Origin of the sequence: Cupriavidus phytohabitans (genome assembly GCF_017815025.1) — a bacterium.
GTDB lineage: Bacteria > Pseudomonadota > Gammaproteobacteria > Burkholderiales > Burkholderiaceae > Cupriavidus.
In genome coordinates, this window is sequence record NZ_JAGIQB010000065.1 from 1 (window position 1) to 26,369 (window position 26,369).

General features: G+C 67.0%; 22 protein-coding genes and 1 tRNA gene. 15 read left to right on the forward strand and 8 right to left on the reverse strand.

Annotated elements, in window-relative coordinates; genetic code table 11:
- Positions 1 to 115: 115 nt before the first annotated feature.
- Positions 116 to 943: a DUF6279 family lipoprotein gene (locus J8I34_RS29825; protein ID WP_035877651.1), complete on the reverse strand. Its 828-nt coding sequence runs from the start codon at positions 941 to 943 to the stop codon at positions 116 to 118.
- A gap of 290 nt (positions 944 to 1,233) precedes the next feature.
- Here J8I34_RS29825 and glmU point away from each other — a divergent pair, with 290 nt between their 5' ends.
- The gene (glmU, locus tag J8I34_RS29830; protein WP_209775773.1) at positions 1,234 to 2,598 is read left to right on the forward strand and encodes a bifunctional UDP-N-acetylglucosamine diphosphorylase/glucosamine-1-phosphate N-acetyltransferase GlmU; all 1,365 of its coding nucleotides are present in this window, start codon (positions 1,234 to 1,236) and stop codon (positions 2,596 to 2,598) included.
- Between the two features lie 104 nt (positions 2,599 to 2,702).
- Positions 2,703 to 4,541, forward strand: coding sequence for a glutamine--fructose-6-phosphate transaminase (isomerizing) (glmS, locus tag J8I34_RS29835; RefSeq protein WP_209775774.1), 1,839 nt, complete (start codon positions 2,703 to 2,705; stop codon positions 4,539 to 4,541).
- A 120-nt stretch (positions 4,542 to 4,661) separates the two neighbouring features.
- Here glmS and J8I34_RS29840 read toward each other — a convergent pair whose 3' ends face one another.
- The 3 genes from J8I34_RS29840 to J8I34_RS29850 form a co-directional block, all read right to left on the reverse strand.
- A complete protein-coding gene (locus tag J8I34_RS29840; RefSeq protein ID WP_029047381.1) occupies positions 4,662 to 4,844 on the reverse strand; it encodes a hypothetical protein in 183 nt (60 codons plus the stop codon).
- A 105-nt stretch (positions 4,845 to 4,949) separates the two neighbouring features.
- On the reverse strand, positions 4,950 to 5,918 hold the full coding sequence (locus J8I34_RS29845) for a SphA family protein (RefSeq protein WP_209807745.1): 969 nt from the start codon (positions 5,916 to 5,918) through the stop codon (positions 4,950 to 4,952).
- A 106-nt stretch (positions 5,919 to 6,024) separates the two neighbouring features.
- Positions 6,025 to 6,975: a LysR family transcriptional regulator gene (locus J8I34_RS29850; protein WP_209807747.1), complete on the reverse strand. Its 951-nt coding sequence runs from the start codon at positions 6,973 to 6,975 to the stop codon at positions 6,025 to 6,027.
- Positions 6,976 to 7,089: 114 nt separating this feature from the next.
- Between J8I34_RS29850 and J8I34_RS29855 the strand changes: the two genes are divergently transcribed.
- The 4 genes from J8I34_RS29855 (at position 7,090) to J8I34_RS29870 (ending at position 9,783) form a co-directional block, all read left to right on the forward strand.
- Entirely contained in the window at positions 7,090 to 8,070 is a 981-nt protein-coding gene (locus J8I34_RS29855) for a Bug family tripartite tricarboxylate transporter substrate binding protein (RefSeq protein WP_209807749.1), read from the forward strand.
- Positions 8,071 to 8,390: 320 nt separating this feature from the next.
- Complete coding sequence (bfr, locus tag J8I34_RS29860) at positions 8,391 to 8,870, forward strand: bacterioferritin (RefSeq protein WP_029047385.1); 480 nt, start codon at positions 8,391 to 8,393, stop codon at positions 8,868 to 8,870.
- Positions 8,871 to 8,968: 98 nt separating this feature from the next.
- A tRNA-Cys gene (locus tag J8I34_RS29865) sits at positions 8,969 to 9,043 on the forward strand.
- A gap of 296 nt (positions 9,044 to 9,339) precedes the next feature.
- A complete protein-coding gene (locus tag J8I34_RS29870) occupies positions 9,340 to 9,783 on the forward strand; it encodes a GNAT family N-acetyltransferase (RefSeq protein WP_029047386.1) in 444 nt (147 codons plus the stop codon).
- A gap of 35 nt (positions 9,784 to 9,818) precedes the next feature.
- Here the strand turns inward: J8I34_RS29870 and dmeF are convergent, their stop codons facing one another.
- Entirely contained in the window at positions 9,819 to 10,823 is a 1,005-nt protein-coding gene (gene dmeF / locus J8I34_RS29875) for a CDF family Co(II)/Ni(II) efflux transporter DmeF (RefSeq protein ID WP_209807757.1), read from the reverse strand.
- A 227-nt stretch (positions 10,824 to 11,050) separates the two neighbouring features.
- On the opposite strand from dmeF, the gene J8I34_RS29880 reads away from it, so the two are divergent.
- On the forward strand, positions 11,051 to 11,929 hold the full coding sequence (locus tag J8I34_RS29880) for an alpha/beta fold hydrolase (RefSeq protein ID WP_209775778.1): 879 nt from the start codon (positions 11,051 to 11,053) through the stop codon (positions 11,927 to 11,929).
- 419 nt (positions 11,930 to 12,348) lie between these two features.
- Here the strand turns inward: J8I34_RS29880 and J8I34_RS29885 are convergent, their stop codons facing one another.
- Complete coding sequence (locus J8I34_RS29885) at positions 12,349 to 13,815, reverse strand: aminotransferase-like domain-containing protein (protein ID WP_209775779.1); 1,467 nt, start codon at positions 13,813 to 13,815, stop codon at positions 12,349 to 12,351.
- A 379-nt stretch (positions 13,816 to 14,194) separates the two neighbouring features.
- On the opposite strand from J8I34_RS29885, the gene aptA reads away from it, so the two are divergent.
- The gene (gene aptA / locus J8I34_RS29890; RefSeq protein ID WP_209775780.1) at positions 14,195 to 15,526 is read left to right on the forward strand and encodes an omega-aminotransferase AptA; all 1,332 of its coding nucleotides are present in this window, start codon (positions 14,195 to 14,197) and stop codon (positions 15,524 to 15,526) included.
- 363 nt (positions 15,527 to 15,889) lie between these two features.
- Here the strand turns inward: aptA and J8I34_RS29895 are convergent, their stop codons facing one another.
- Positions 15,890 to 16,909, reverse strand: a complete 1,020-nt coding sequence (locus J8I34_RS29895; protein ID WP_371748165.1) for a GlxA family transcriptional regulator — start codon at positions 16,907 to 16,909, stop codon at positions 15,890 to 15,892.
- A gap of 136 nt (positions 16,910 to 17,045) precedes the next feature.
- On the opposite strand from J8I34_RS29895, the gene J8I34_RS29900 reads away from it, so the two are divergent.
- The 3 genes from J8I34_RS29900 (at position 17,046) to bcaP (ending at position 20,075) form a co-directional block, all read left to right on the forward strand.
- On the forward strand, positions 17,046 to 18,281 hold the full coding sequence (locus tag J8I34_RS29900; RefSeq protein ID WP_209807759.1) for an MFS transporter: 1,236 nt from the start codon (positions 17,046 to 17,048) through the stop codon (positions 18,279 to 18,281).
- Between the two features lie 9 nt (positions 18,282 to 18,290).
- Positions 18,291 to 18,494: a hypothetical protein gene (locus J8I34_RS29905; protein ID WP_209807761.1), complete on the forward strand. Its 204-nt coding sequence runs from the start codon at positions 18,291 to 18,293 to the stop codon at positions 18,492 to 18,494.
- 183 nt (positions 18,495 to 18,677) lie between these two features.
- Positions 18,678 to 20,075: a branched-chain amino acid transporter BcaP gene (bcaP, locus tag J8I34_RS29910; RefSeq protein ID WP_029047394.1), complete on the forward strand. Its 1,398-nt coding sequence runs from the start codon at positions 18,678 to 18,680 to the stop codon at positions 20,073 to 20,075.
- A gap of 3 nt (positions 20,076 to 20,078) precedes the next feature.
- Here the strand turns inward: bcaP and J8I34_RS29915 are convergent, their stop codons facing one another.
- Entirely contained in the window at positions 20,079 to 21,488 is a 1,410-nt protein-coding gene (locus J8I34_RS29915) for an aminotransferase-like domain-containing protein (protein ID WP_029047395.1), read from the reverse strand.
- A gap of 166 nt (positions 21,489 to 21,654) precedes the next feature.
- On the opposite strand from J8I34_RS29915, the gene J8I34_RS29920 reads away from it, so the two are divergent.
- The 4 genes from J8I34_RS29920 to J8I34_RS29935 form a co-directional block, all read left to right on the forward strand.
- Positions 21,655 to 22,002: a DUF2917 domain-containing protein gene (locus tag J8I34_RS29920; protein WP_209775784.1), complete on the forward strand. Its 348-nt coding sequence runs from the start codon at positions 21,655 to 21,657 to the stop codon at positions 22,000 to 22,002.
- A 266-nt stretch (positions 22,003 to 22,268) separates the two neighbouring features.
- Positions 22,269 to 25,568: a fused isobutyryl-CoA mutase/GTPase IcmF gene (gene icmF / locus J8I34_RS29925; protein ID WP_209807763.1), complete on the forward strand. Its 3,300-nt coding sequence runs from the start codon at positions 22,269 to 22,271 to the stop codon at positions 25,566 to 25,568.
- Positions 25,569 to 25,723: 155 nt separating this feature from the next.
- On the forward strand, positions 25,724 to 26,161 hold the full coding sequence (locus tag J8I34_RS29930; RefSeq protein ID WP_209807765.1) for an HIT family protein: 438 nt from the start codon (positions 25,724 to 25,726) through the stop codon (positions 26,159 to 26,161).
- 53 nt (positions 26,162 to 26,214) lie between these two features.
- The coding region (locus tag J8I34_RS29935; RefSeq protein ID WP_245176239.1) for a 3-hydroxyacyl-CoA dehydrogenase NAD-binding domain-containing protein at positions 26,215 to 26,369 on the forward strand (155 nt) is incomplete at its 3' end.

Genomic DNA, 26,369 nt, shown 5'->3' on the forward strand with positions numbered 1-26,369 from the left:
CCCCCGTGTGGTCAAAGCCCTGCCTAAGCGCTACACCGTCCGGTACCTCAGAAAGGACCTTAACTGAACGCCATTACCGCGCGAGCGGGCATTTTGCATTGAGGGTGGCCGAAACTCAGTTCGCCGCCGCTGCCTGCACCGGGGCGTGCGCCTTCTCCCGCATCAGCGCGTTGGTATCGTCGATCCACTTCTGGAACCGGTCCTGCGCATGCGCCTTCTGCTTCGGCGTGGTCATGTTGGCGATCGCCACGGTCAGTGCAATGCCGGCGTTGTGGCTGGCATCGTGGCTCACGGCATGCTTGCCAGGCGGGTTCTGCCAGTATTCGCGGAAGCGCCGCAGCAGGTCCATCACCTGCGGCCTGGACGGCTGCGTGGCCTGCACGTAGCGCACCATCTTGAGCCATTCCTGCTGCCGCGCCACCCGTTCGGCGTAGCGCGACTCGGCGTTCTCGACCACGGGCAGCACCGCCGCACGGATCTGCTTTTCCTGCTCGCCGGAGAAATCGCCATAGACCAGCCGCGCGTAGTCCATCACCTTGTCAAAGCGGGCGTCGACCCGCTCGGCCGGGTCGGAATTCAGGAATTTCTTGCGGTACTTGGCATTGCCCTCGGCGAATTTCTTCTCCATGCGGGCGATCTGGTCGGGCGTCAGCGTCAGCAGCAGGTCAGCCATGTCGGGCATGGCCTGCTCGTAAGAGCGGCGCGCCAGCTGCTGCGAGGCGTCCTGGAAGTGCTCGACCATGGCTGGCGTCACCGGCTGGCGGACCTCGGCCTTGGCCTGCTGCAGCAGGCTCGCGATTTCAGGCAGCTGAGACTTGCGGTGCCAGGCGAAGAAGCGCGCGATGGCCTCGCGCGTGAGCGGCTCCTGGGCCGAGGTGACATCGACATAATTGTCAATCCACCAGTAGGCCAGCCGATCCCCCTGCTGGTAGCCGAGTTTCATCGCGCTGCATGCGCACAGCGCCGCGGCGCCGAAAATCACCAAAATCCGCCGCGCCCAACGATTGTGAAATTCGGAAACAGCGCCGCGTTGGGCAGAATTCGCCATGTTAAAATCGGCGCGCATTGCAGCCGGGCCGCTTCGATCGCCGCCAGCCCAAGACTGGCAAGGGTTTGCGGGATTCCGCACCGATCGGGCCTGGACCTGCAGCCAAGCTGGGCGGCGAAGACCGCGAATCACCCGGTTGGCGTTTTTCAGAATATTTTCGGACACACTCACGTAGGGGTCTCCTTGTGAATATCGTCATTCTCGCCGCGGGCATGGGCAAGCGAATGGTTTCCGACTTGCCCAAGGTATTGCACCCGGTGGCCGGGCGGCCAATGCTGGCGCACGTCCTGGATACGGCTCGCGCGCTGTCGCCGTCGCGGCTGGTCGTGGTCGTCGGCCACGGCGCCGCGCATGTGCGCGAGGCGGTCGCCGCCGACGATGTCGCCTTCGCCGAACAGGCCCAGCAGCTAGGCACGGGCCATGCGGTGATGCAGGCACTTCCATTGTTGGACGACGGCCAGCCTACATTGGTTCTGTACGGTGACGTGCCGCTCACAACCGCGGCCACGCTGAAGGCACTGGTGGCCGAGGCCGGCAACGAGCGCTTCGGCGTATTGACGGTCGAAATGCCCGATCCCACCGGCTATGGCCGTATCGTACGCGACGCCGGGGGCAGCATCGTCCGCATCGTCGAGCAAAAGGATGCCAGTGAGGCCGTCAAGGCTATCCGCGAAATCAATACCGGCATCATCGTGTGCCCGACGGGCCACCTCCGGCGCTGGCTGTCGATGCTCGGCAACGACAATGCCCAGGGCGAGTACTACCTGACCGACACGGTCGAGCGCGCCGCCACGGAAGGCGTCGAGATCGTTTCGGCGCAGCCGGCAGCGATCTGGGAGACGCTCGGGGTCAACAGCAAGCTGCAGCTCGCTGAAGTCGAACGCATCCACCAGGGCAACCAGGCCCGCCGCCTGCTCGAAGCCGGCGTGACGCTGCTGGATCCGGCGCGCATCGACGTGCGGGGCGAGCTGACTTGCGGGCGCGATGTCACCATTGATGTCGGCTGCGTGTTCGAAGGCCGCGTGCACCTGGAAGACGGCGCCAGCATCGGCGCCCACTGCGTGATCCGCAACAGCACCGTGGGCGCCGGCGCGCAATTGCACCCGTTCTGCCATGTCGACAGTGCCAGGATCGGTCCTGCCGGACGCATCGGGCCGTACGCGCGGCTGCGCCCGGGCACCGAACTGGGCGAAGATGTCCATATCGGCAACTTCGTCGAGGTGAAGAATGCCCAGGTGGCCGCGCACAGCAAGGCCAACCACCTTGCCTATGTTGGAGACGCCACAGTGGGTTCGCGCGTCAATATTGGCGCCGGCACGATCACCTGCAACTATGACGGTGTGAACAAGCACCGTACGGTGATCGAGGACGACGTCTTTATCGGGTCCGATACGCAATTGGTGGCGCCGGTGACGGTACGCCGCGGCGCCACGCTGGGAGCGGGCACCACCCTGACCAAGGAAGCGCCCGCGGACAAGCTGACGCTGTCACGCGCCAAACAGATGACCGTCGACGCCTGGCAGCGTCCGGTCAAGCAGCCGAAGAAGTAATCGTCCGGCCGCCGCGTGAGCGGCCATGGAAAGCGCCGGCCCGGACGGGCGGCGCGATTGATTGGATAGGGCGCCGCAGTGGGCGCCAGCAACGGGGGTTCAGCATGTGTGGCATCGTCGGCGCGGTTTCGACGCGCAATATCGTTCCGGTCCTGATCGAGGGGCTGCGCCGCTTGGAATACCGCGGCTATGACTCGTGCGGCGTCGCGGTCGTGCGCGACGATGCGGTCGAGCGCGCGCGCACCGTGTCGCGCGTGGCCGACCTGGATGCGCAGACGCAGGCTTCGGGCCTGTCCGGCTTCACCGGCGTGGCGCATACGCGCTGGGCCACCCACGGCAAGCCCGATACCGCCAACGCCCACCCCCACCTGTCGGGCGAGACCATCGCGCTGGTGCATAACGGCATCATCGAGAACTACGAGCCGCTGCGCGACGAACTGCGCGCGGTCGGCTACGGCTTCGAGTCGCAGACCGACACCGAAGTCGTCGCGCACCTGATCCACCAGGCCTACACCTATCCCAGCAGCGCCACCCGCGGCGACCTGTTCGACTCGGTGCGCGCCGTCACCAAGCGCCTGCACGGCGCCTATGCCATCGCCGTGTTCGCCAAGGACCAGCCCGGCGTGGTGGTCGGCGCCCGCGCCGGCTCGCCGCTGGTGGTGGCGCTGGGCGAGAACGAGGCCTTCCTCGCGTCCGATGCGCTCGCCGTGGCCGGCACCGCGAACCGCATCATCTACCTCGAAGAGGGCGATGTGGTCGAGATCTCGCTCGACGGCGTCGTCATCCATGACGCGCAGGACCACGCGGTCGAGCGTGAAGCTCGCCTGGTCGAGGCTCATGCCGCATCGGTCGAGCTGGGCCCGTACCGCCATTTCATGCAGAAGGAAATCTTCGAGCAGCCGCGCGCGCTGGGCGACACGCTGGAAGGCGTGGAAGGCATCACGCCGGCGCTGTTCGGCGACAACGCCGCGGAAGTCTTTGCAGGCATCGACAGCGTGCTGATCCTGGCCTGCGGCACCAGCTACTATTCCGGCTGCACCGCCAAGTACTGGCTCGAAAGCATCGCCAAGATCCCGACCCAGGTCGAGGTCGCCAGCGAATACCGCTATCGCGACACCGTGCCCAACCCGCGCGCGCTGGTGGTGGTGATCTCGCAATCGGGCGAAACCGCCGACACCATGGCCGCGCTGCGCCACGCGCGCGCGCTGGGCCATGTGCACACGCTGGCGGTCTGCAACGTCGCCACCAGCGCCATGGTGCGCGAGACCGAGCTGCGCTTCCTGACCCGCGCCGGCACCGAGATCGGCGTGGCCTCGACCAAGGCCTTCACCACGCAGCTGGCCGCGCTGTACATGCTGACGCTGGCGCTGGCCAAGGTGCGCGGCCTGCTGACCGAGGAAGCCGAGGCCAAGGATCTGGCCAACCTGCGCCACCTGCCGGCCGCACTGCACGGCGTGCTGGCGCTGGAGCCGCAGATCATCGCCTGGTCCGAAGACTTCGCGCGCCGCGAGAACGCGCTGTTCCTGGGCCGCGGGCTGCACTATCCGATCGCGCTCGAAGGCGCGCTCAAGCTCAAGGAAATCTCGTACATCCACGCCGAGGCATACCCTGCGGGCGAACTGAAGCACGGCCCGCTTGCGCTGGTGACCGAAGCCATGCCGGTGGTCACGGTCGCGCCCAACGACGCGCTGCTGGAAAAGCTCAAGTCCAACATCCAGGAAGTGCGCGCGCGCGGCGGCCGTCTCTATGTGTTTGCCGACAGCGATACGCAGATCCAGTCGTCGGACGGTATCCAGGTGATCCGCATGCCCGAGCACTATGGCGACCTGTCGCCGATCCTGCACGTGGTGCCGCTGCAGCTTCTGGCATATCACACGGCATGCGCGCGTGGTACCGATGTGGACAAGCCGCGGAATCTGGCGAAATCGGTGACGGTAGAGTAAGGAAGCGGGGGCAGGGGCCACCACCACGACATCATCGTTGTTGGCGTCCCTGCTGCGGCGTTCCTCAGGCAAAGAGGCCCTTCGGGGCCTGTTTGCCTTTGCACGTCAGTGTGCCCCCCTTTACCCCACATACGACAGGAACGCCCGCGCCATCTCCACCTCCAGCCGCTTGTCCGACAGCGCGCAGGGGCGCGCGGCTTTGAGCTTGGGCTGGCGCTGTGTGGCGTGGTGATGCTGGCGGGCGGCCTGGTCGGGCTGCTTGTCGTGAACCCCGGCCGTTCGCGCCGCCGGTTCGCCGCGCATGCGCCAGCCGCACCGGACGATGGGCTGGCGCCGGCGGCGGCAAGCTGATCGGCGGCACTATCGGCGGACGATCGGCGGACGATCGGCGGACGATCGGCGGCATGTTCAGAACACGATCGCCGCCGTCCCCATGAACGTGCTCGTGCTCTTTAGCCGGTTCTTGCTGGCGATGGTCGGCACCCAGCGCAGGCTCATTGACAGGTGGCTTTTCGCGCCGATTTTTGTGTCGTAGGTGACGATCGGCCCCAGCGCCCAGTCGTGGCCGCGGAAGCCGTCGAGGCGGTCCGCCAGCGGACCGCTGTCGTCGCCCAGTTGCTGCGTGGTGCCGGCGATCAGGCCTGCGCCGGCGCCGTTGCCGAAGCGCTTGAGCAGCATCGTGTCGAGCGTGAACAGCGGCGCATTCTGGTAATCGGTGGCATTGTTGCGCGTGTAGAACTGGAGCCCGGCCACCGCATCGAATTCCAGCCCGTGCTCCGGAAACAGCCGGGTGTAGGCCACCTGCGGGATAAAGGTCCAGTTGTTCAGGCTGGGATTGGCCAGTGCGTTGGGATCGTACTTGCCGGTCGGCGCCCAGATGTTCAGGCTCAGCGCCACATGCTCGGTCTTGGAGAAGTGGTAGCCGGCGGCCAGCGGCGTGAAATAGATGTCGAACAGGTTCGACGCGGTGTCTTGCGTACGGCCGCTGACGCTGCCGATGCCGACATTGGCCGTGACCCTGGTCCACACGTAGGGCAGCGTGAAACTGGAGGCAAGGTTCCACGCGCCGGGCCCGGTGTCCCAGACTTTCATCACCGTGGCCAGCGTGAAGGCGACCTTGCCGTCGACGTCGACGGCTGCCCTGCCGCCAATCGGCACGCTGCGGCTGCCGCCGATCGATCCGTCGAGGTAGATCTCGCCGAGGTTGACCGCCAGGATGGGTTCGGGTGAGACGATGCCGGCATTGGGCGTGACGCTGGTTCCGGTGACGGGCCGGCCGAGCGCGCCCTCGGTGCCGCTGGCACTGGTAGCTGTGCCCAGCAGCGGCAGCGCGGGGACAAGGGCAGCTAGCAGCCGGCGAGCGGTGTTGGTTGGCATGTCGGAGCCTCCGGAGCGCCTGGGATGACGGTGTGCCCCGCGGCCAACATAGCACGCCGGTCCGGTTCGCGATCTGAAGATTTTTCCCGGGCCGCCCTGAAAGTGTCTAGCGAACCGGGATGGCGCTCGCGCCCGCAGCCGGGTAGTCCGCCAGCGCCGCGTGCACCTGCGCCACGAACGCGCGCGTTGCCGGCGACGGGGTATGCCCGGACAGCGACACGATGCCATACTGCGCGCGCAAATCGTGGCGCGGGCGCATCCGCAGCGGCACCGCCGCGCCCTGCGCGCAGGCGTCGGCCATCATCGCCACCGGCACCAGCGCGACCGCGTCGCCGGCCAGCATCAGTGCGCGCAGCGCATGCATGTCGTTGCAGGTGACGGTGAGCAGGCCGGCGCTGTCGTCCCCGGCCGTGCCGTTGCTGGCCGCCAGCATTGCCTCGCGGAAGAACTGGTGGATATGCGCGGGCAGCCGTGGGCCTGCCACCGGGTAATCGCGCAACGCGGCGAGGCTGATGTCGCGCTGCTGCGCCAGCGGGTGCGCGGCGCGCACGAAGAGGCCGGTCTCCAGCGCCGGCAGGCGCTCGATCTGCAGGTGGCCGAGCTGCGCCAGGCTGCGGCTTTCGCCGACAAAGACATCGAGCCGTTCGGCTTCCAGTGCGCGCAGCATGGTGGTGGTGTCGGCGGTCTCCACGTCGATGCGCAGGCGCGGGTAGCGCCGCACCAGCGCTTCCAGCACCGGGTCGAGCAGGAACGATGCCGCGAACGGCCCGAAGCCGGCGCGGATCTCGCCGATCTCCACCTCGTCCAGCAGCTGCAGGTCGCGGCGCAGTTCACGGCTTTCGCGCAGCATGCGGCGCGCGCGTTCCAGCACCAGCGCGCCGGCGGCTGTGGGGCGTACCTTGCCGTAGCTTCGGTCGACCAGGGTGCCGAGGTCGGCCTCCAGCGCCTGGATGCTGCGCGTCAGTGCCGGCTGCGACAGGTGCAGCGCCGCGGCCGCGCGCGCGAAGCTGCCCTGTTCGACCAGGGTGACGAAGTGATGCAGCTGGCGCAGGCCCATTAATCTAAGTATTCATGCATGGAAATCTGAAAAATATTGCATTGGACGTACTTTCTCAAGCCCGCTACCGTTGTCCTCCAAGACATAAAGACAATCAAGACAACTGGAGACGACATGAATCGACGCGCATGGCTCGCGCTCGCAGTCAGCGGGCTTTCGCTCAGCCTCGGCTTGCCGGCCGCTGCACAGACCTATCCGGCCAAGCCGATCCGCCTGGTGGTGCCATACGTGGCCGGTGGCGGCACCGACACCATCGCCCGCGCCATGGGCGAGAAACTCAGCAAGCGCCTGGGCCAGCCGGTGGTGGTGGAAAACAAGGCCGGCGCCTCCGGCATCATCGGTACCGATGCCGTGGCCAAGGCGGCGCCGGACGGCTACACGCTGCTGATGACGCTGACGCAGTCGGTGCTGACCAACCAGTTCCTATTCGAGAAGCTGCCGTACGACCCGCGCAAGGACCTGACCATGATCAGCGTGCTCGCCGACGCGCAGCTGGTGCTGGTGGCGCACCCGTCGGTGCCGGCGCGCACGCCGCGCGAGCTGGGGGATTACGCGCGCGCCCAGCCGGGCAAGGCTACCTATGCCTCGTGGGGCGTGGGATCGCTGTCGCACCTGAGCGGCGCCTACCTCAGCAAGCTTACGCGCGGCAACGCCACGCACGTGCCCTACAAGGGCGAGGCGCCGATGCTGCAGGACCTGCTTGGCGGGCAGGTGCAGTTCGGCTTTGCCAGCATCCTGACGGCCAGGCCGTATATCGAGAGCGGCAAGCTCAAGGCGCTGGCCGTTACCGGCACGCAGCGCAGCAGCGCGCTGCCTGCGATGCCGACCTTTGCCGAGCTGGGCATGCAGGACAGCGCGTTCAAGACGGTGGGCTGGATCGGGCTGGTGGCGCCGGTCGGCGTGCCGGCGACCATTGTGGCCAAGCTCGAAAGCGAGGTGAGGGCGATCCTGCAGACGCCCGACATGCAGGCGCGCATGGTCGGGCTGGGGGTACGCCCGGTGGGCAGCTCGCCGGCCGAGGCGCAGGCGCTCTATGCGCGCGACTGGCCGGTGCTGAAGACGCTGGTGGCGGACTCGGGCGCGCGCCTCGACTGATCTGCTTCCGATTTCCTCTCATGGCGGGCGGCGCGGCAATATGCCGTGTGCGCCCGTTTTTTTATTTGCAATATGTGTCCGGAAGGCTCGGGTATTAATGCCGGATGCGGCTTTTCATGCGCTAGCGAAAATAGAATGGAAACCATTGCCATTCTCATGTGCAATAACGCTGGATAATCGGTCAATATCGGCCGAATTTGCTTGATGTCCCCCTTTGCCGGCCTACCATGAAAGGCGCGAAGCGATATTGGCCGCAGCAGTGCTGCTGGCCATGATAATGAGAATTGATCCACCAGTATCGAGGGGTCGTTGGTGCTGTCATGAAAAGCGACAAGAAAGCGATTCAGATGCTCAATGTTCAGCTCCGGCATGAGCTGACCGCCATCAACCAGTATTTCCTGCACGCGCGCATGTACCGGCATTGGGGGCTCAATGCCCTGGGCAAGCACGAGTACGAGGAATCGATCGAGGAAATGAAGCACGCCGACAAGCTGATCGAGCGCATCCTGCTGCTCGATGGCTTGCCCAACCTGCAGGACCTCGACAAATTGCTGCTCGGCGAGAACACCGAAGAAATGCTCGGCTGCGACCTGAAGCTGGAACAGGTTTCGCAGGCCAGCTGCAAGGATGCGATCAAGTATCTGGAGTCGATCGGCGATTATGTTTCGCGTGAGGTGGTGGTCGATATCCTGGAAGCGACCGAATCGCATATCGACTGGCTCGAGTCGCAAATCGAACTGATCGGCAAGGTCGGCCTGCAGAACTACGTGCAGTCGGCCATGGGCGAGATCGGCGACTGACTGCCGTCGCGGGCGCTCGCGCAGCGCCCTGCAGACTTTTCCATTTCCCGCTACACTGCGGCCCGCAGCACGACGCGCCGGGATGGCGCGTGATCCACGGCGGGGTGGCAGAGTGGTGATGCAACGGCCTGCAAAGCCGTATACGACGGTTCGATTCCGGATCCCCGCCTCCAGTTTTTCTTCCTGGCAGCGACATTCCCCTTTCTTCGCACCCTGAGTCGCGTGACGCACGCGCGGGGGTGCGCCTGCGCCGAATAGCCGCGTGGCCCTGTGCAGAATGCCGCGGGCAATTTCCGACACCGGTTTGCCCTGTTCTTCCCGGATGGTACAAAGCGACCGAATCGGGTAGTGTTTCGCAGTCACGCCGGACCGGCCTGCGTGCGCAGCGCGCTGCCTGGATGGCGGCGCAACCATGCCGGGCTTCCATGGTGTTCCCGTCGCCAAGTGATGTGAAGAAGAGAGGCTCCTGATGATGAAAGACCTGCGGATCCGGGCGGCGGTGCCCTCGGACGCGCCAGCGGTGGGGGCGGTGCTGGAGCGCTGCGGCCTGCCGACCGACGATGTGTTCCGCGTGCTGGAGCACTTCCATGTCGCGATCCTCGAATCGCGGATCATCGGTTGCGCAGCCGGCGAGCCCTTCGGCCAGACCGTGGTGATCCGCTCGGTCGCCGTGCTGCCCGAGCACCGCGATCGGGGCGTTGCCACGCACGTGGTGCGCGCCGCGCTGATGCGCGCGCGCTCGAATGGCCTGCAGCGCGCGGTGCTGCTGGCCTCGAGTTGCCCAAGTTATTTCGCGCGCTACGGCTTTACGCTGGTGCCGGCATCGAAGCTGCCGCAGGAGGTGCTGTCGTCCAGCGAATTCCAGCGGCATACCGATACGCCGCCGCTGTGCATGTGGTGTGAGCTGAGCTGAGACCGCGCGCCAGGCCTGGTGCGCGTGCTGCATTGTCAGTGCGTGCCCTCGCAGCGGCTGATCTCGACGGTCACGTGCACCAGCTCCTCATGCACGGACAGCGCCTGGCGCACGCGCTGCGGCGTCAGCGCGGCGTCATGCGTGACCAGGCAGACGATGCAGGAAAAGTGCTGGCGGCCGACGCGCCAGACATGCAGGTCAGTCACGCGGATCCCTTCTTCGCCAGGGCGGCCGTCGCGGTCGAGCCCGGCAAGCACCTCGCGCACTTCTTCGACCACCGGGTGGTCCATCTCGCGGTCCAGCAGCACGGTGCCGCTCTGGCGCAGCAGGCCGATCGCCCACTTGCCGACCAGCGCCGCGCCCACCAGTCCCATCACCGGGTCTAGCCAGGCCCAGCCCAGCCACCAGCCGCCGGCAAGCGCCACGATGGCCAGCACCGAGGTGGCGGCATCGGCCAGCACGTGCACGTAGGCCGCGCGCAGGTTGATGTCGTGGTGGCGGTGGTGATGATCGTGGTCATGGTGGCCATGGTGGCCATGGTGGTGATGTCCATGGCCATGCTCATGATCGTGCCCGTGCCCGTGCGCATGTCCGCCCAGGATCAGCGCGCAGCCAAGGTTGACCAGCAGGCCCAGCGCGGTCACGGCCATGGCCTCGCGGTAATGGATTTCCTGCGGGCTGAACAGCCGCTCGACCGAACCCGCAGCCATCAGCGCGGCAATGCAGAGCAGGAATACCGCGCTGGCAAAGGCAGCCAGCACTTCTATCTTCCAGGCGCCAAAGGCAAAGCGCCGGTCGCTGGCGTAGCGGCGCGCGGCTGCGTACGCAAAGGCGGACAGGCCGATGGCCAGCGCGTGCGAGCTCATGTGCCAGCCATCGGCCAGCAGCGCCATCGAGTTGAACCAGAGGCCGGCGGCGATTTCCACCACCATCACGATGGCGGTGATCACCATCACCAGGCGCGTGCCGCGCTCGGCGTCGCGGTTGCCCCCGTCGAAGGTATGGCTGTGGGTCCATGCGGACAGGTCTTGGGTATGCATGGTCGGATCTTGCTGTGGCTGGAAGTCAGTACGGATGCTGCAAGGGTAGCAGAGCGCCGCTGTGCGACCGGCTGCATCCCTGCCGGAGACAGGGGCGTGCCGGCAGGGATGAATTCATGAATCCATCGACCGAATGAGTGTCGTCGCAGGAAATCCTGTCGCGCTGCTTAGTGATTACACTAGCCGGCACGGTTCAGACGGCCGCGGGTCGGCCATGGAGACAGACGATGTTCGAAGGATTCATGCCGCACCGGGTCGACTGCGGCGACGTTGCCATCCACGCGGTGGCCGGCGGCCAGGGGCCGGCCTTGCTGCTGCTGCATGGCCACCCGCAGACACACGCGATCTGGCACAAGGTGGTGCCCGAGCTGGCGCGGCATTTCACCGTGGTGGCAGCCGACCTGCGCGGCTATGGCGACAGCGGCAAGCCCGCGGGTTTGCCGGACCATGCCAACTACAGCAAGCGCACCATGGCCGCCGACCAGCTTGCGCTGATGCGCGCGCTCGGCTTCGAACGGTTCAGCGTGCTGGCGCACGACCGCGGCGCGCGCGTGGCGCACCGGCTGGCGCTGGATCATCCACAGGCGGTGACGCGGCTGGTGACGCTGGATATTGCGCCCACGCTGGCGATGTACGCGCAGACCAGCGAGGCCTTTGCCCGCGCCTACTGGCACTGGTTCTTCCTGATCCGCCCGGCGCCGTTCCCGGAAACGCTGATCGAAGCGGACCCCGCGCTCTACCTGCGCCAGACCATGGGTGCCCGCAGCGCCGGGCTGGCGCCGTTCACCGACGCCGCCATGGCCGAGTACCTGCGCTGCCTGAGCCTGCCCGGTGCCGCGCACGGGCTGTGCGAGGACTACCGCGCCAGTGCCACCATCGACCTCGAGCATGACCGCGCCGATCTCGCCGCGGGCCGCATGGTCGAGTGCGAGATGCTGGCGCTGTGGGGCGAGCAGGGCGCCGTCGGTCAGTGCTTCCGTCCGCTCGACGAATGGCGCAAGGTGGCGCGGCACGTGCGCGGGCATGCGCTGCCGTGCGGTCACTACATCGCCGAAGAGGTGCCGGAGCGGCTGCTGGAAGAAGTGCTGCCGTTCCTGCGCGGCTGAAGGATCCGGCACCGGTTACCCCGCCGACCCGCGGCATCCAGCCGCATCAGCGCCTGTTGCGTGCCGCAACAGGCGCTTCCTTGCCTTCCCACGTTACGAAAAGTCCCCAGGCTATCTCAGGGAAATCTGATTGCTGCTTACATACATTCATGAATGGATGTATGATTTTGCGAAAGATTCATATTCCCGCAACGAGTTTATTGTCGTTCTGAGATGACATACCGTTTTATCGCTATCGCACTGGTGACCTGGGTGGGCGTTTGCGCCACCGCAGGCTGGGTCGTCGACCGCCTCTGGAGCTGAGGCGGCACCCTGGGAGCGGCGCCGGCCCGCGCCCCCGCCACGAGCAACAACAGCCCAACCCCGGCGCCAACTTCCATACCGGCTACCCGCGCTACCACTTCTGATGGAGCCGGCTCTCAGGCAGCGGCGGCACGCGGCGCCTGCGCCAGGCTGTCGAAGAACTGCCACAGCTGCGGAGCGTCGCCGGTGGCCACGTTGAAGCGGATCCACGGCGAATCGGCCTCGTCCGGCTCGAAGTACGAGCCCGGCGCCAGCCAGATGCCGTGCTCCAGCGCCAGCGTGGCCAGGCGGTTGCCGCCCAGCGGCTCGCCGCGCCGGCTTGCCTGCAGCCGCTGCTGGATGTCGTCGCGCAGCCGCGCCCAGGCGAACATCCCGCCTTCGGGGCGCAGCAGCACCTCCAGGCCGTGCGCCTCCATCTTTTCCATCACCAGGTCCTGCTGCGCGCGCAGCCGCTCGGCCAGCGCGGCCACGTGGCGGCCGTAGTGGCCGCTGGTCAGCACCGAGTAGACCAGGCGCTCGGTCACTTCCGACGAGGTCAGCCCGACCGCCATCTTGGTCCGCGCGAAGGCCTTGGCCAGGTCCGGACTGGCAGCCAGGTAACCCACGCGCAGCGACGGCGTGATGGTCTTGGAAAAGCCGTTCACGTAGACCACCTGCGACAGCCCGTCCATTGCCGCCAGCATCGGCGAGCCGGCCGGTGCCAGCTCGCGGTAGATATCGTCTTCCACCACCAGCAGCTGGTGCTGCTCGGCGAGCTGCAGCACGCGGAAGGCGTTCATGCTGCTGAGGCTGGCGCCGGTCGGGTTCTGCAGCACGGTGTTGACGAAGAAGGCGCGTGGAGCATGGGCGCGGATCGCGTCGTCGAGCGCATCGGTGTCGAGCCCGGCCGCCGAACGCGGCACGCCGATTACGCGCAGCCCCGCCAGCCGCAGGATCTGCAGCAGGTTGCAATAGCAGGGCGATTCCACCAGCACGGTGTCGCCCGCGCGCAGCAGCGTGCGCACCACCAGGTCCAGCGCCTGTGTCGCGCCCTGCGTCAGCACCACCTGCTGCGCCTGCAGCGGGATGCCGTACTGGCCGAGGCCGGTGGCGATATGCTCGCGCAGCGGCGCGAATCCATAGGGATGGCCGTAGCCTGACAGCTGTGCCGCCGGCACCCGGCCAGAGGCCCGCATGGCCTGGTGCAACCCTTCCTCGTTGAGCCAGTCGCCTGGAAGCCAGCCGGCGCCGGCCTTGATCGGCACGGAATGGTCGGCGAACACGTCCGACAGCAGCCAGGCCGCGTTCAGTCCCGGCGCTTCCCATTGCGGTGCACGGGCGCTGCCGGTGGGCGCGTGACGATGCGCCACGGTGTAGCCGGAACCCGGCCGCGCGGCCAGGTAGCCCAGCGCGGTCAGCCGCCCGTAGGCCTCGGCCACGGTGAAGGTGCTGACCTGGTGGTGCTGGGCAAAGCGGCGTACCGAGGGCAGCGTGGTGCCGGCACGCAGCACGCGCTCCTCCACCAGCGCGGCGATGCCGGCGACGATCTGCTCGGTCAGGGTTTCGCCGCCGCGGCGGCTGCGGGTCAGGTTCAGGGTCAGCATCGGAAGCGTTGCACCATGCACCTCGGAAGGCGCGAACCTGTACAGTTTAGCGGGCTCCACAGGGCGCCGCGCGCCGTGTCATCCCGCGTTGCGAAAATTGCCGCAGTGCAGCGTGGGATGCCGCACGGCGCCGGCAAGCGCCACGTGGCAGGGTGATGGCCCGGTGGGCGCCGCGGCTGCTTGCCTGTACGGTTTTGCATGATCAAACTGTACGGTAAGGCGTTGCTGTCCGGACTGTATATTTTGTCGGCCAGACGCCGCCGGTAGAGTGGCCGTCATTGCCGCCGTTCCGGTCCCGCTGTGCTCGCCACTCGCAGCGGTGCCGTACCGGCATCAGCCAACCGACCCGCCTAATTTCCAATTGCCCCGAGGAGGACGTATGGACGCCGCCAAGACCGTGATTCCCGATCTCGATGCCCTGTGGATGCCCTTCACCGCCAACCGCCAGTACAAGGCGGCGCCGCGCCTGCTGGCTTCGGCAAGCGGCATGTACTACACCACCCACGACGGCCGCCAGATCCTGGACGGTTGCGCCGGCCTCTGGTGCGTGGCCGCGGGCCACTGCCGCAAGGAGATCGCCGACGCCGTCGCGCGCCAGGCGGCCACCCTGGACTATGCGCCGCCGTTCCAGATGGGCCACCCGCTGTCGTTCGAGGCCGCCACCAAGGTTGCCGCGCTCATGCCGCAGGGGCTGGACCGCATCTTCTTCACCAACTCGGGCTCCGAGTCGGTCGACACCGCGCTGAAGATCGCGCTGGCGTACCACCGCGCGCGCGGCGAAGGCCAGCGCACCCGCTTTATCGGCCGCGAGCGCGGCTACCACGGCGTGGGCTTCGGCGGCATGGCGGTGGGCGGCATCGGCCCGAACCGCAAGGCCTTTTCTGCCAACCTGATGCCGGGCACGGACCACCTGCCGGCCACGCTCAACATCGCCGAGGCCGCTTTCTCCAAGGGCCAGCCGCAATGGGGCGCGCACCTTGCCGACGAGCTGGAGCGCATCCTCGCGCTGCATGACCCGGCCAACGTCGCCGCCGTGATCGTCGAGCCGCTGGCCGGCTCCGCCGGCGTGCTGGTGCCGCCGGTCGGCTACCTGGAAAAGCTGCGCGAGATCACCAGCAAGCATGGCATCCTGCTGATCTTCGATGAAGTGATCACCGCCTTCGGCCGCCTCGGCGCGGCCACCGCTGCCGAGCGCTTCAACGTCACGCCGGACCTGATCACGATGGCCAAGGCGATCAACAACGCCGCGGTGCCGATGGGCGCCGTCGCGGTGCGCCGCGAGGTGCACGACGCCGTGATCAACGCTGCCGCGCCGGGCACGATCGAGCTGCTGCACGGCTACACCTACTCCGGCCACCCGCTGGCCGCTGCCGCTGCCGTCGCCACGCTCGACCTGTACCAGCGCGAGAACCTGTTCGGCCGCGCGGCCGAGCTGTCGCCGGTGTTCGAAGCGGCGGTGCACAGCGTACGTGGCGCGCCGCACGTGAAGGACATCCGCAACTTCGGCATGGTGGCCGGGATCGAACTGGAGTCGCGTCCGGGCCAGCCCGGCGCGCGTGCCTACGAGGCCTTCCTCAAGTGCCTGGAGCTAGGCGTGCTGGTGCGCTACACCGGCGACATCCTGGCGTTCTCGCCGCCGCTGATCATCTCGGAAGCGCAGATCGGCGAGCTGTTCGATACGGTGAAGAAGGCGCTGCAGGACATCAAGTAAGCGGCGCACGCCGCATCGCATTGCCGCCGGCCCTTCGAGTTTTCTGGGCCGGCTTTCTGATTGCAAGCCACGGCGCGCGCCGTGGCCATCGAAAGTGTTAACCATATCCATGACGAGTCACCGAGCGACAAAAAGTCACCAAAAAGCGCGTTTACGGCCCTGCGGGCGGCCACTCTTATCGTAGTGTGCGGGGACTTTCGAACGGGGCTGGGCTTCGTTGCAGAGCACAACTGCCTGACGCCTTGGTGCGCCACGGGGTTCGGCGTTGAAGCGATGTTTGGACAGCCCAGAGCTGTTGGGTGGCCCCTGCTGCGGGCGGTGTGGTAGGAACGCCTTCGGCTGCGCTGCGCGGGGCGTAATGAGTTATACGGTTTGCGGATTGCCGGTGGTAGCCAGGCGATAGGCGCTCGGCGTGGCCGGCTCGGCCTTGTTCCAGCAGGCACGGAAGGCCTGCACGCTGGCGAAGCCGCTCTTCAACGCAATTTCCTCCACGGCAAGGCTCGATGACGCCAGCAGCTTGCGCGCGCGCGCCATGCGCAGCGTGAGCTGGTATTGCTTGGGCGTCAGGCCGGTTTCCTCATGGAAGATGCGGGACAGGTGCCGCACGCTGATGGCGAAGCGGTCGGCGAAGCGCGGGTCGGCGACATTGGCGTCCAGCTCGCGTGCGATCGCGTCCTGCACCGCATGTACCAGCGCGTTGCCATGCGAGCGCGCGCGGAACTGCGGCGCCAGCTGCGGATCGCCGCTGAAGCGCCGGAAGGGCACGACGTTGTCGCGCGCGACGGCGATGGCGGCGTCGTCGCCATAGGCGTCGGCGACCAGCCGCAGCGCGAGGTCGATGCCAGAGGCCACGCCGGCCGATGTCCACATATTGCCGTCGCGAACGAACACCCGGTTGTCCACGACCGACGCAGCGGGGTGCCGCGCGCGCAGGCGGCGGGTGTGTGCATGGTGGGTGGTGCACAGGCGGCCGTCGAGCAGGCCGGCGGCGCCCAGCAGGAAAGCGCCGGTGCAGACGGCGCCGACCTGTACGTCGGCATTCCTGCCGTCCGCAAACGTTTCCCTGAGCCACGCGGCGCTATCGCGCCACGCCGGCGAAGTCGTCAGCGTGTCCAGAAGTTTGCTGCCGATGGCCAGCACCACGTCGCCGGGCGCCACGCGCGCAGGCAGCCGTTCGACCTGGCCCAGCGCCGGCCCCTGGAACGACGTCACGCTCGAATGTGGTCCGGCGCAGCGGACCCGCAGCGGTGCGATGCCCAGTTCCGATACGCTGGACAAGATCTGGAGCGGGCCGCCAAGGTCGAGCATGTGGACCTTGGGCAGCACCAGCAGATAGGCGTTGGTCATCGCGGCAAGAAAGGTCGAACGGTCCGATGCCGCCATTCTCGCGCGATCCGGCCCCGTTGCGACGCCGGTGGCTGAAAATTTGCTTTTCTGGTCTGCGGCATTGCCGTGGCGAGAGCATGGCGTTGCTTAGCATGTCGGCAGGCCCGCACCATGCATGAACCGAGGAACCGCCATGACCCGCACCCGCATCCCCGCCATCACCCTCGCGCTGGTTGCCATCGGCTTTGCCGCGATGTTCGTCTCGACCGCGGTGAAGGGCCTGTACCAGGTGTATTTCGTCGACCTCGCGACCCACTTCGGCCAGGGCCGCGCGCAGTTCGCCTGGTCCGGCAGCGTGTTCATGCTGGCGACGGGGCTGATGTCGCCGGTGGTCGGCGCACTGAGCGATCGCGTCGGGCCGCTGCGCACGGCGGCGGCGGGAGCACTGGCCGCAGGGCTGGCGCTTGCCAGCGTGGCGTGGTGGCACCAGTCGCTCGCTTTCTTCGTGCTGGCGTTCGGGCTGGCGGGCGCCTTCGGATTGGCGGCGATGACCTTCGTGCCGATGGGCATCCTGGTCGATCGCCTGTTCGAGGAGCGCAGGAAGGGCCTGGCTTACGCGGTCGTGACGAACGGAACCGCAATTGGATTCATCGTGCTGTCGCCGCTGTGGATCTGGCTGCAGCCGCAGGCAGGGTGGACCACGGCCTTCGGCGTGGCGGGCGTGGTGTTCGCGCTGCCGGTGGCTGGCGCGCTGTGGCTGGCCTCGCGCCGGGAGCCGCGAGCCGCGCCGGCACTGCAGGCGGCGGAGGTCTCGGCATGGGCGCTGGTCCGGCGCGACCCCGTCTTTTATGCGCTGGCAGCGGGCTTCTTCGGATGCGGCGCGACCATGGCCTTCATCGACGTGCACCTGGTGGCCTACTGGCAAGGGCAAGGTGTGCCGCGGCTGGCGATGGGTACCGCGCTGAGCACGCTTGGCGTGCTGGAACTGGCCAGCGGCATCGTCTCGGGCGCGCTGGCGTTGCGGTGGGACAAGCATCGCCTGCTGGCGGGGTTCTATGCGCTGCGCTCGCTGTCGATGGTGCTGCTGCTGGTGCCGGGCCTTGGCGTGCTGCCCTTCGCGATGGGCTTCGGCGCCAGCTACCTGGGCACGGTGATCCTGACCTCGATGTTCTGCTTCGAGCGCTATGGCAACCGGATCAAGGGCAAGGTGTTCGGGCTGCTGTTCCTGGGCCACCAGCTCGGTGCCTTCCTGACGGTGCAGCTGGGCGCGTGGTCGTTCGATGCCACGCGCAGCTACCGCCACACCATCGTCGCGCTGGTCGCGATCACGCTTTGCTCGGCAGCATGCTCGTGGTTCGGGCTGCGCCGTGCGGGGACGTTGCCAGTGGAGGACGATGGCCAGGGACCGGCTGTTGCGCCAAGCCGTTAAGTCGGCGCGATGCCGCTGAGGCTTCTCCTGGTGACCGCCACGCTGGCTCCGCTGGTGGCGGCCGCATGCACGATGCCGGGCCCGCGGCACGCCCGGATCGTCGCCCTGGCGGTGCTGGCGCTCGCCGGCACCGCCATGCTCATGCTGGACCCGCTCGCCACCGCGCTGGCGCGTGTCGACGGCGTCCTTTCCGCGCCTGGCTGCGGCGGCTGAGGCCGGATTGCTGCCGGTCAGCACCGGACGATCGCGCGTTCCCTATCATTCCGATGCCGTGCCCGCCGGGCACGGACGCTGAATGTGACGCCTGCGCAGTGCGGCAGGCGTAAACTAGCGCGCTTTTTCCGGGCCGCCGCCAAGGCAGAAGCAGGCGCCCCGGCCAATGCTGCAGGAGTCTGAATGAGTTTGTTCCGCACCAAGGACATCGAAGCGATGCTGGCCGTCGCGCGCGATGACGGCCTCAAAAAGGTGCTGGGTCCGGTCGACCTGGTGATGATGGGCATCGGCGCCATCATCGGCACCGGGATTTTCGTGCTGACCGGCACCGGCGCGCTGACCGCCGGGCCGGCGCTGACCGTGTCCTTCGTCATCGCCGCGCTGGCGTGCGGCTTTGCCGCCTTGTGCTACGCGGAGTTTGCCTCGGCCATCCCGGTATCGGGATCGATCTATACGTACAGCTATGCCACGCTCGGCGAGATCGTCGCGTGGATGATCGGCTGGGACCTGCTGCTGGAGTACGGGCTGGCCACCTCGGCAGTGTCGGTGGGCTGGTCGGGGTATTTCCAGTCGTTGATGGCGGGCTTCGGGCTGAAGCTGCCGGCGGCGCTGACTGCCGCGCCGGGCGCGGTGCCGGGTGTGGAGACGATGATCAACCTGCCGGCCTGCCTGATCATGCTGGCGATCACCTGGGTCGTGTCCTACGGCGTGCGCGAATCCGCGCGCGTGAACAACCTGATGGTGGCGGTGAAGATCGGCGTGGTGCTGCTGTTTATCGCGGTCGGAGTCTGGCACGTGCAGCCGGCCAACTGGGAGCCGTTCGCGCCGTTTGGCTTCAGCGGCATCTTCAATGCGGCGGCGCTGGTGTTCTTCGCCTTCATCGGCTTCGACGCAGTGACTTCGGCGGCCGAGGAAGTGCGCAACCCGCGCCGCGACCTGCCGATCGGCATCATCGGTTCGCTGGCGGTATGCACGGTGCTGTATGTCGTGGTGGCGGCGATCATGACCGGCATCGTGCCGTTCGCCAGGTTTGCCGGCGTCGACCACCCGGTGTCGCTGGCGCTGCAATACGCCGGGCAGAACTGGGTCGCGGGCTTTGTCGACCTGGGCGCGATCCTGGGCATGACCACGGTGATCCTGGTGATGACCTACGGCCAGACTCGCGTGATCTTCGCCATGTCGCGCGACGGGCTGCTGCCGGAGCGGCTGTCGTCGGTGCACCCCGTGCATGCGACGCCTTACTTCGCCACCTGGACCGTGGGACTGATCTTTGCCGCGATCGCCGGCTTCGTGCCGCTGAACGTGCTGGCCGAGCTGATCAATATCGGCACGCTGGCCGCCTTTACGCTGATCTCGGTGGCGGTGCTGGTGCTGCGCAGGATCCGTCCCGACCTGCCGCGCGCGTTCCGCTGCCCGGGCGTGCCGGTGGTGCCGCTGCTGGCGATCGGCTTCTGCCTGTTCCTGATGGCGCACCTGCAGGCACTGACCTGGATCGCCTTCCTGGTGTGGCTGGCACTGGGGCTGGTGATCTACTTCGCCTACGCGCGGCGCAACGCCGTACTGCATAACCACGGCGGCTGAGCGTCAGCGCGCGCGGCGCTCCGACGCGGCCTTCATAAAGGCCACCGCGCGCGGCTCGTTGGCATAGGCGGCGTTGATGCGGATCCAGGCCGAGGTTTCGCCGCCGGGCCGGAAGTAATTGCCCGGCGCCAGCGTCACGCCGTATTCCTCGCCCAGCGCCACCAGGTCGCGCGAATCCTCGATGACGGGCGGCCGCGCCCACAGGAAATTGCCGCCGCTGGGCTCGCAGAACACCTCCCAGCCGCAGCCGGTCAGCTGCCGCACCGCGCTGGCCGACGCCTCGCGCACGCGCAGGCGCAGCCGCTCGATGTATTTGCGATAGCCGCCGCGCTCCAGCAGCGCCGCCGTGACCGCTTCCGCGAAGTGCGAGCCGGCGACGCTGGTCAGCACCTTCACGTCGACCAGGTCCTTGACCAGCGCCTTGTCGGCCACCACGTAGCCGATCCGCAGGGACGCCGACACCGTCTTGGAAAACCCGCCGATGTAGATCACGTGCTCGAGCTGGTCCAGCGTGGCCAGACGGTCGGTGAAGTGCGTCTGGAAGTCGGAGAAGATATCGTCCTCGACAAAGCGGAAGCCGTGCCGGCGCGCCAGCTCCAGCAGCCGGAACGCGACCGGCGGCGCCAGCGTGGCGCCGGTGGGATTCTGCAATACGCTGTTGGTGAAGAACAGCTTGGGCTTGTGCTGGCGCAGCAGCGCCTCGCACGCGTCGGGGTCCGGGCCGAGGGGCGTGTGCGGCACGCCCACCAGCTGCACACCATGCAGCCGCAGCAGGCCGAACAGGTTGTAGTAGCCGGGATCCTCCACGAACACGGTATCACCCGGCTTGAGCAGGTGGCGCACCACCAGGTCCAGCGCCTGGCTGGCGCCGGTGGTGATCAGCACCTGCGGCAGTTCCGCCGCGATGCCGAGCTGGCGCACGCGCAGCAGCACCTGCCGGCGCAGTTCCGGATGGCCCAGCGGCGTGGCGTAGTGGATCACGCTGTCGATCTCGGTGCGCGAGATCGCGCGGATCGCCTGCTGCAGCCCTTCCACGTCGCGCCAGCTCTCGGGTACGAAGCCGCCGGCCAGTTTCAGCGTGCTGCTGGGATGGTTGAACTGCTCCAGGATGTGGTCGGAAAGATCCTCCGCCAGGCTGGGGTCCGACCAGCCGCGCGCCGAGCGTCCCGCGAGCGGGCTGTCCGCCACGTAGAAGCCCGACCCCTGCCGCGAATCCAGCAGCCCCTGCGACACCAGCCGGTCATAGGCCTCGATCACGGGAAAGCGGCTGATGCCATTTTCTGCCGCCAGCTGGCGGATCGAGGGCAGCTTTGCCCCCGGCCGCGCTTCGCGGTTACCGATCCACGACTTCACGCCGTTGACGATCTGATCGGTCAGTGGAATCCCGGTGGAAGCATCTAATATGAGTTTCATAGGCAGGCAGCCGGGGGAAACCGGGATATGAGTGCAACTGTCAGGGGAAACTACTGAACAGTGCATCGAAAACTGTTCACAACTGTACATGGGATTGTAGTGAGGGATGCGAATAATGGAAGCATGGCGGAGAGATCGAGACCGCCAGGCTGATCAGGAGAGCATCATGCGCGAACTACGGACTTTCGAACTGGACGAGCCCGGACAGCCAGTGAGCTGGCGCGCCGGCTACGGGCAGACCGTCTGCGCGGCGGCGGGCAAGCTGTGGGTGACGGTCGAAGGCAATCCCGACGATATCTGGCTGGAGCCCGGCCAGGAACTGGCGCTGCCGGAGGGCTATCGCGTATGGCTGTCGGGTGATGGCCCGGGGGCACGCTTTACGCTGGCCCAGACGCCGGCGCCCTGGTCGGTGCGGCGGATGGCGGCGTGGCTGCACGCGCTGCGGCACAGGGTCGAAGAGCACAGCACGGATGCGTTTGGGGAATGCCCGCGGATATGGGCGTTGTGCCGGTGATATCCGGCATTGCTGGCGAAGTACCGAGGAAGGCCACCGCAAGGTGGCCTTTTGCTTGCCTGCAATCCTCCGCGGCCACCTACTCTATAAGCACCGCTGCGCCGCGCCGTTGGGGTTCTGCCCCATTGATTGACGTTTACGTCAACGTCATATAATCGACCAGCCCAAGTCCGGGGCAAGCCCGCGCAACTCCAGCCAAGCCGGCACAGAACGGCACCCGAGGCGGACCTCGCGGTGGCAGCCAATACCCAGAGACGGTGGAGACAATGACCGACCTTTCCGATGTGCATGATGTGCGCCGCGGCGCGCCGCAGCCCAAGCCGGTGCAGCAGGGCCGCGGTCCGGCCAACAAGGTGCGCTTTGTCACGGCGGCGTCGCTGTTCGACGGCCATGACGCCTCGATCAACATCATGCGCCGCATCCTGCAGTCGCACGGCTGCGAGGTGATCCACCTGGGCCACAACCGCTCGGTCGAGGAAGTGGTCACGGCGGCCTTGCAGGAAGACGCTCAGGGCATTGCCATTTCCAGCTACCAGGGCGGCCACGTCGAGTACTTCCGGTACATGGTCGACCTGCTGCGCGAAAAGGGCGGCGAGCATGTACAGGTCTTCGGCGGCGGCGGCGGCGTGATCGTGCCGGACGAGATCCGCGCTCTGCAGGCCTACGGCGTGGCGCGCATCTACAGTCCGGAGGACGGGCAGCGCATGGGCCTGGCCGGCATGATTGCCGACATGGTGCAGCGTTGCGACATCGACCTGTCGCGCTACGCGCCCACCTCGCTCGATCCTGTTGCCGGCGGCGACCGGCGTGCGCTGGCGCAGTTGATTACCGCGCTGGAAAACGGCAAGGCCGAGGCCGCGCTGGTGCAGGCGATGCACGCGCAGGCGCAGCAGGCCGCGATCCCGGTCCTCGGCATCACCGGCACCGGCGGCGCCGGCAAGTCGTCGCTGACCGACGAACTGATCCGCCGCTTCCGCCTCGACCAGCAGGACGCATTGTCGATCGCCGTGATCTCGATCGACCCGTCGCGCCGCAAGTCGGGCGGCGCGCTGCTGGGCGACCGCATCCGCATGAACGCGATCAACCATCCGAACATCTTCATGCGCTCGATGGCCACGCGCGAGGCGGGCTCGGAGATCTCGGAGGCATTGCCGGACGCGATCGCGGCATGCAAGGTGGCGGGCTTCGACCTGGTGATCGTGGAGACCTCCGGCATCGGACAGGGAGACGCGGCGATCGTGCCGCACGTGGACGTGTCGCTGTACGTGATGACGCCCGAGTTCGGCGCGGCCAGCCAGCTCGAGAAGATCGACATGCTCGACTTTGCCGACTTTGTCGCCATCAACAAGTTCGACCGCAAGGGGGCGCAGGATGCGTGGCGCGATGTGGCCAAGCAGGTGCAGCGCAACCGCGAGCAATGGCATGGCAAGGCCGAGGACATGCCGGTGTACGGCACGCAGGCGTCGCGCTTCAATGACGATGGCGTGACCATGTTGTACCAGGGTTTGCGCGCGGCGCTGGCCGAGCGCGGCCTGAAGTTGCGCCCCGGCGCGCTGCCCGAGTTGTGGGGGCGCATCTCTACCGGCCAGAACGTGATCGTGCCGCCGGCACGCAGCCGCTATCTGGCCGAGCTGGCCGATACCGTGCGTGGCTACCACCGCCGCGTGTCCGAGCAAAGCCGCCTTGCACGCGAACGCCAGCAGTTGCGCGAATCGAGCCGCATGCTGCGGGCCGCGCAGGGCCAGGGCGACGGCGGCACCGCACTCGATGCGCTCGCCGCGGAGCGCGACACTGCCCTCGGCCAGGTCGAGCGCAAGCTGCTGGCGATGTGGCCGCAGATGCGCGAAGCCTATAGCGGCGACGAATACGTGGTGAAGATCCGCGACAAGGAGATCCGCACCGGCCTCGTCACCACGACGCTGTCAGGCACCAGGGTGCGCAAGGTGGTTCTGCCGCGCTTCGAGGACGACGGCGAGGTGCTGAAGTGGCTGATGCGCGAGAACGTGCCCGGCAGCTTCCCGTACACCGCCGGCGTCTTTGCCTTCAAGCGCGAGAACGAGGACCCGACGCGCATGTTCGCCGGCGAGGGCGATGCCTTCCGCACCAACCGGCGCTTCAAGCTGGTGTCCGAGGGCATGGATGCCAAGCGCCTGTCGACCGCGTTCGACTCGGTCACGCTGTACGGCGAAGACCCTCACGTGCGGCCCGACATCTACGGGAAGGTCGGCAACTCGGGCGTGTCGATCGCCACGCTCGACGACATGAAGGTGCTGTACGACGGCTTCGACCTGACCAGTCCGTCGACGTCGGTGTCGATGACCATCAACGGCCCCGCGCCGACCATCCTGGCGATGTTCATGAACACCGCCATCGACCAGCAGCTCGACAAGTTCCGCGCCGACAACCAGCGCGACCCCACCGCCGACGAAGAGGCCAAGATCCGCGCCTGGGTGCTGCAGAACGTGCGCGGCACGGTGCAGGCCGATATCCTCAAGGAAGACCAGGGCCAGAACACCTGCATCTTTTCCACCGAGTTCTCGCTCAAGGTGATGGGCGATATCCAGGAGTACTTCGTGCACCACCAGGTGCGCAATTTCTACTCGGTGTCGATCTCCGGCTACCACATCGCCGAGGCCGGCGCGAACCCGATCTCGCAGCTCGCCTTCACGCTCTCCAACGGCTTCACCTACGTCGAAGCCTACCTGGCGCGCGGCATGCATATCGACGACTTCGCGCCCAACCTGTCGTTCTTCTTCTCCAACGGCATGGATCCCGAGTACAGCGTGCTCGGCCGTGTCGCGCGCCGCATCTGGGCGGTGACGATGCGCGACAAGTACGGCGCCAACGAACGCAGCCAGAAGCTCAAGTACCACATCCAGACCTCGGGGCGCTCGCTGCATGCGCAGGAGATCGATTTCAACGATATCCGCACCACGCTGCAGGCGCTGATCGCGATCTACGACAACTGCAATTCGCTGCACACCAATGCCTACGACGAGGCCATCACCACGCCTACGGGCGAATCGGTGCGCCGCGCATTGGCGATCCAGCTGATCATCAACCGCGAATGGGGCGTGGCGAAGTGCGAGAACCCCAACCAGGGCAGCTTCCTGATCGAGGAACTGACCGACCTGGTGGAAGAAGCGGTGCTGCAGGAGTTCGAGCGCATCGCCGAGCGCGGCGGCGTGCTGGGCGCAATGGAGACCGGCTACCAGCGCGGCAAGATCCAGGAAGAGTCGCTCTACTACGAGCAGCTCAAGCACGACGGCACACTGCCGCTCATCGGCGTGAACACCTTCCGCAATCCGGATGGCGACCCGGTCCCGCAGAAGCTGGAGCTGGCGCGCTCCAGCGAGGCCGAGAAGCAGAGCCAGCTCGACCGCTTGCAGTCCTTCCAGCAAGCCCATGCCGACGAAGCCCCGGCGATGCTGCAGCGGCTGCGCCAGGCCGTGATCGACAACCAGAACGTGTTTGCGGTGCTGATGGACGCGGTGCGGGTCTGCTCGCTGGGGCAGATCACGCACGCCCTGTTCGAGGTGGGCGGGCAGTACCGGCGCAATATGTAGACCCGGATTCACGCGCTGACCGGTAATCGCGCAGGGCGGCCGCAGTGAAGGGCCGCCCTGCGTTACACTCGAATGCTGCGCCGCACCGTAACTGCGCAGCAAGCGCAACATAGCGCTGGCGGCAACAAATCCCGAGACAACCGCAAGACAAGACCATGGACAGCCAGTACAACCCGAACAATATCTTTGCGAAGATCCTGCGTGGCGAGATGCCGTGCATCAAGGTGTACGAGGACGACGACACCATCGCTTTCATGGACATCATGCCGCAGGCCGATGGCCATACGCTGGTGGTGCCCAAGGAAGCCGCGGCCAATCTCTTCGACCTGTCGGAGCACGGCGCACAGGCGGCCATCGTGGCCACCCAGCGCGTGGCGCGCGCGGTGCGCGCCGCCTTCAGCCCCGACGGCATCTCGATCGGCCAGTTCAACGGCGCAGCGGCGGGCCAGACCGTGCCGCACATCCATTTCCACATCGTGCCGCGCTACAACGACCAGGCGCTGCGCGGCCACGCGCGCGACATGCAGGAGCCGGAAGTGCTCAAGGGGCATGCCGAACGCATCATCGCCGCGCTGGGCAAGCAGGCGGACTGAAACCAGACATCCATAAGCATCCAGCAAGCAACCAGCAGACAGAGGAAGAGAAGATGGCAATCAGGACAGTAGGCATCGTCGGTGCCGGCACCATGGGCAATGGCATCGCCCAGGCCTGCGCGGTAGTGGGACTGAACGTGGTGATGGTCGACATCAGCGACGCCGCCGTGCAGAAGGGCGTGGCCACCGTGTCGGGCAGCCTGGACCG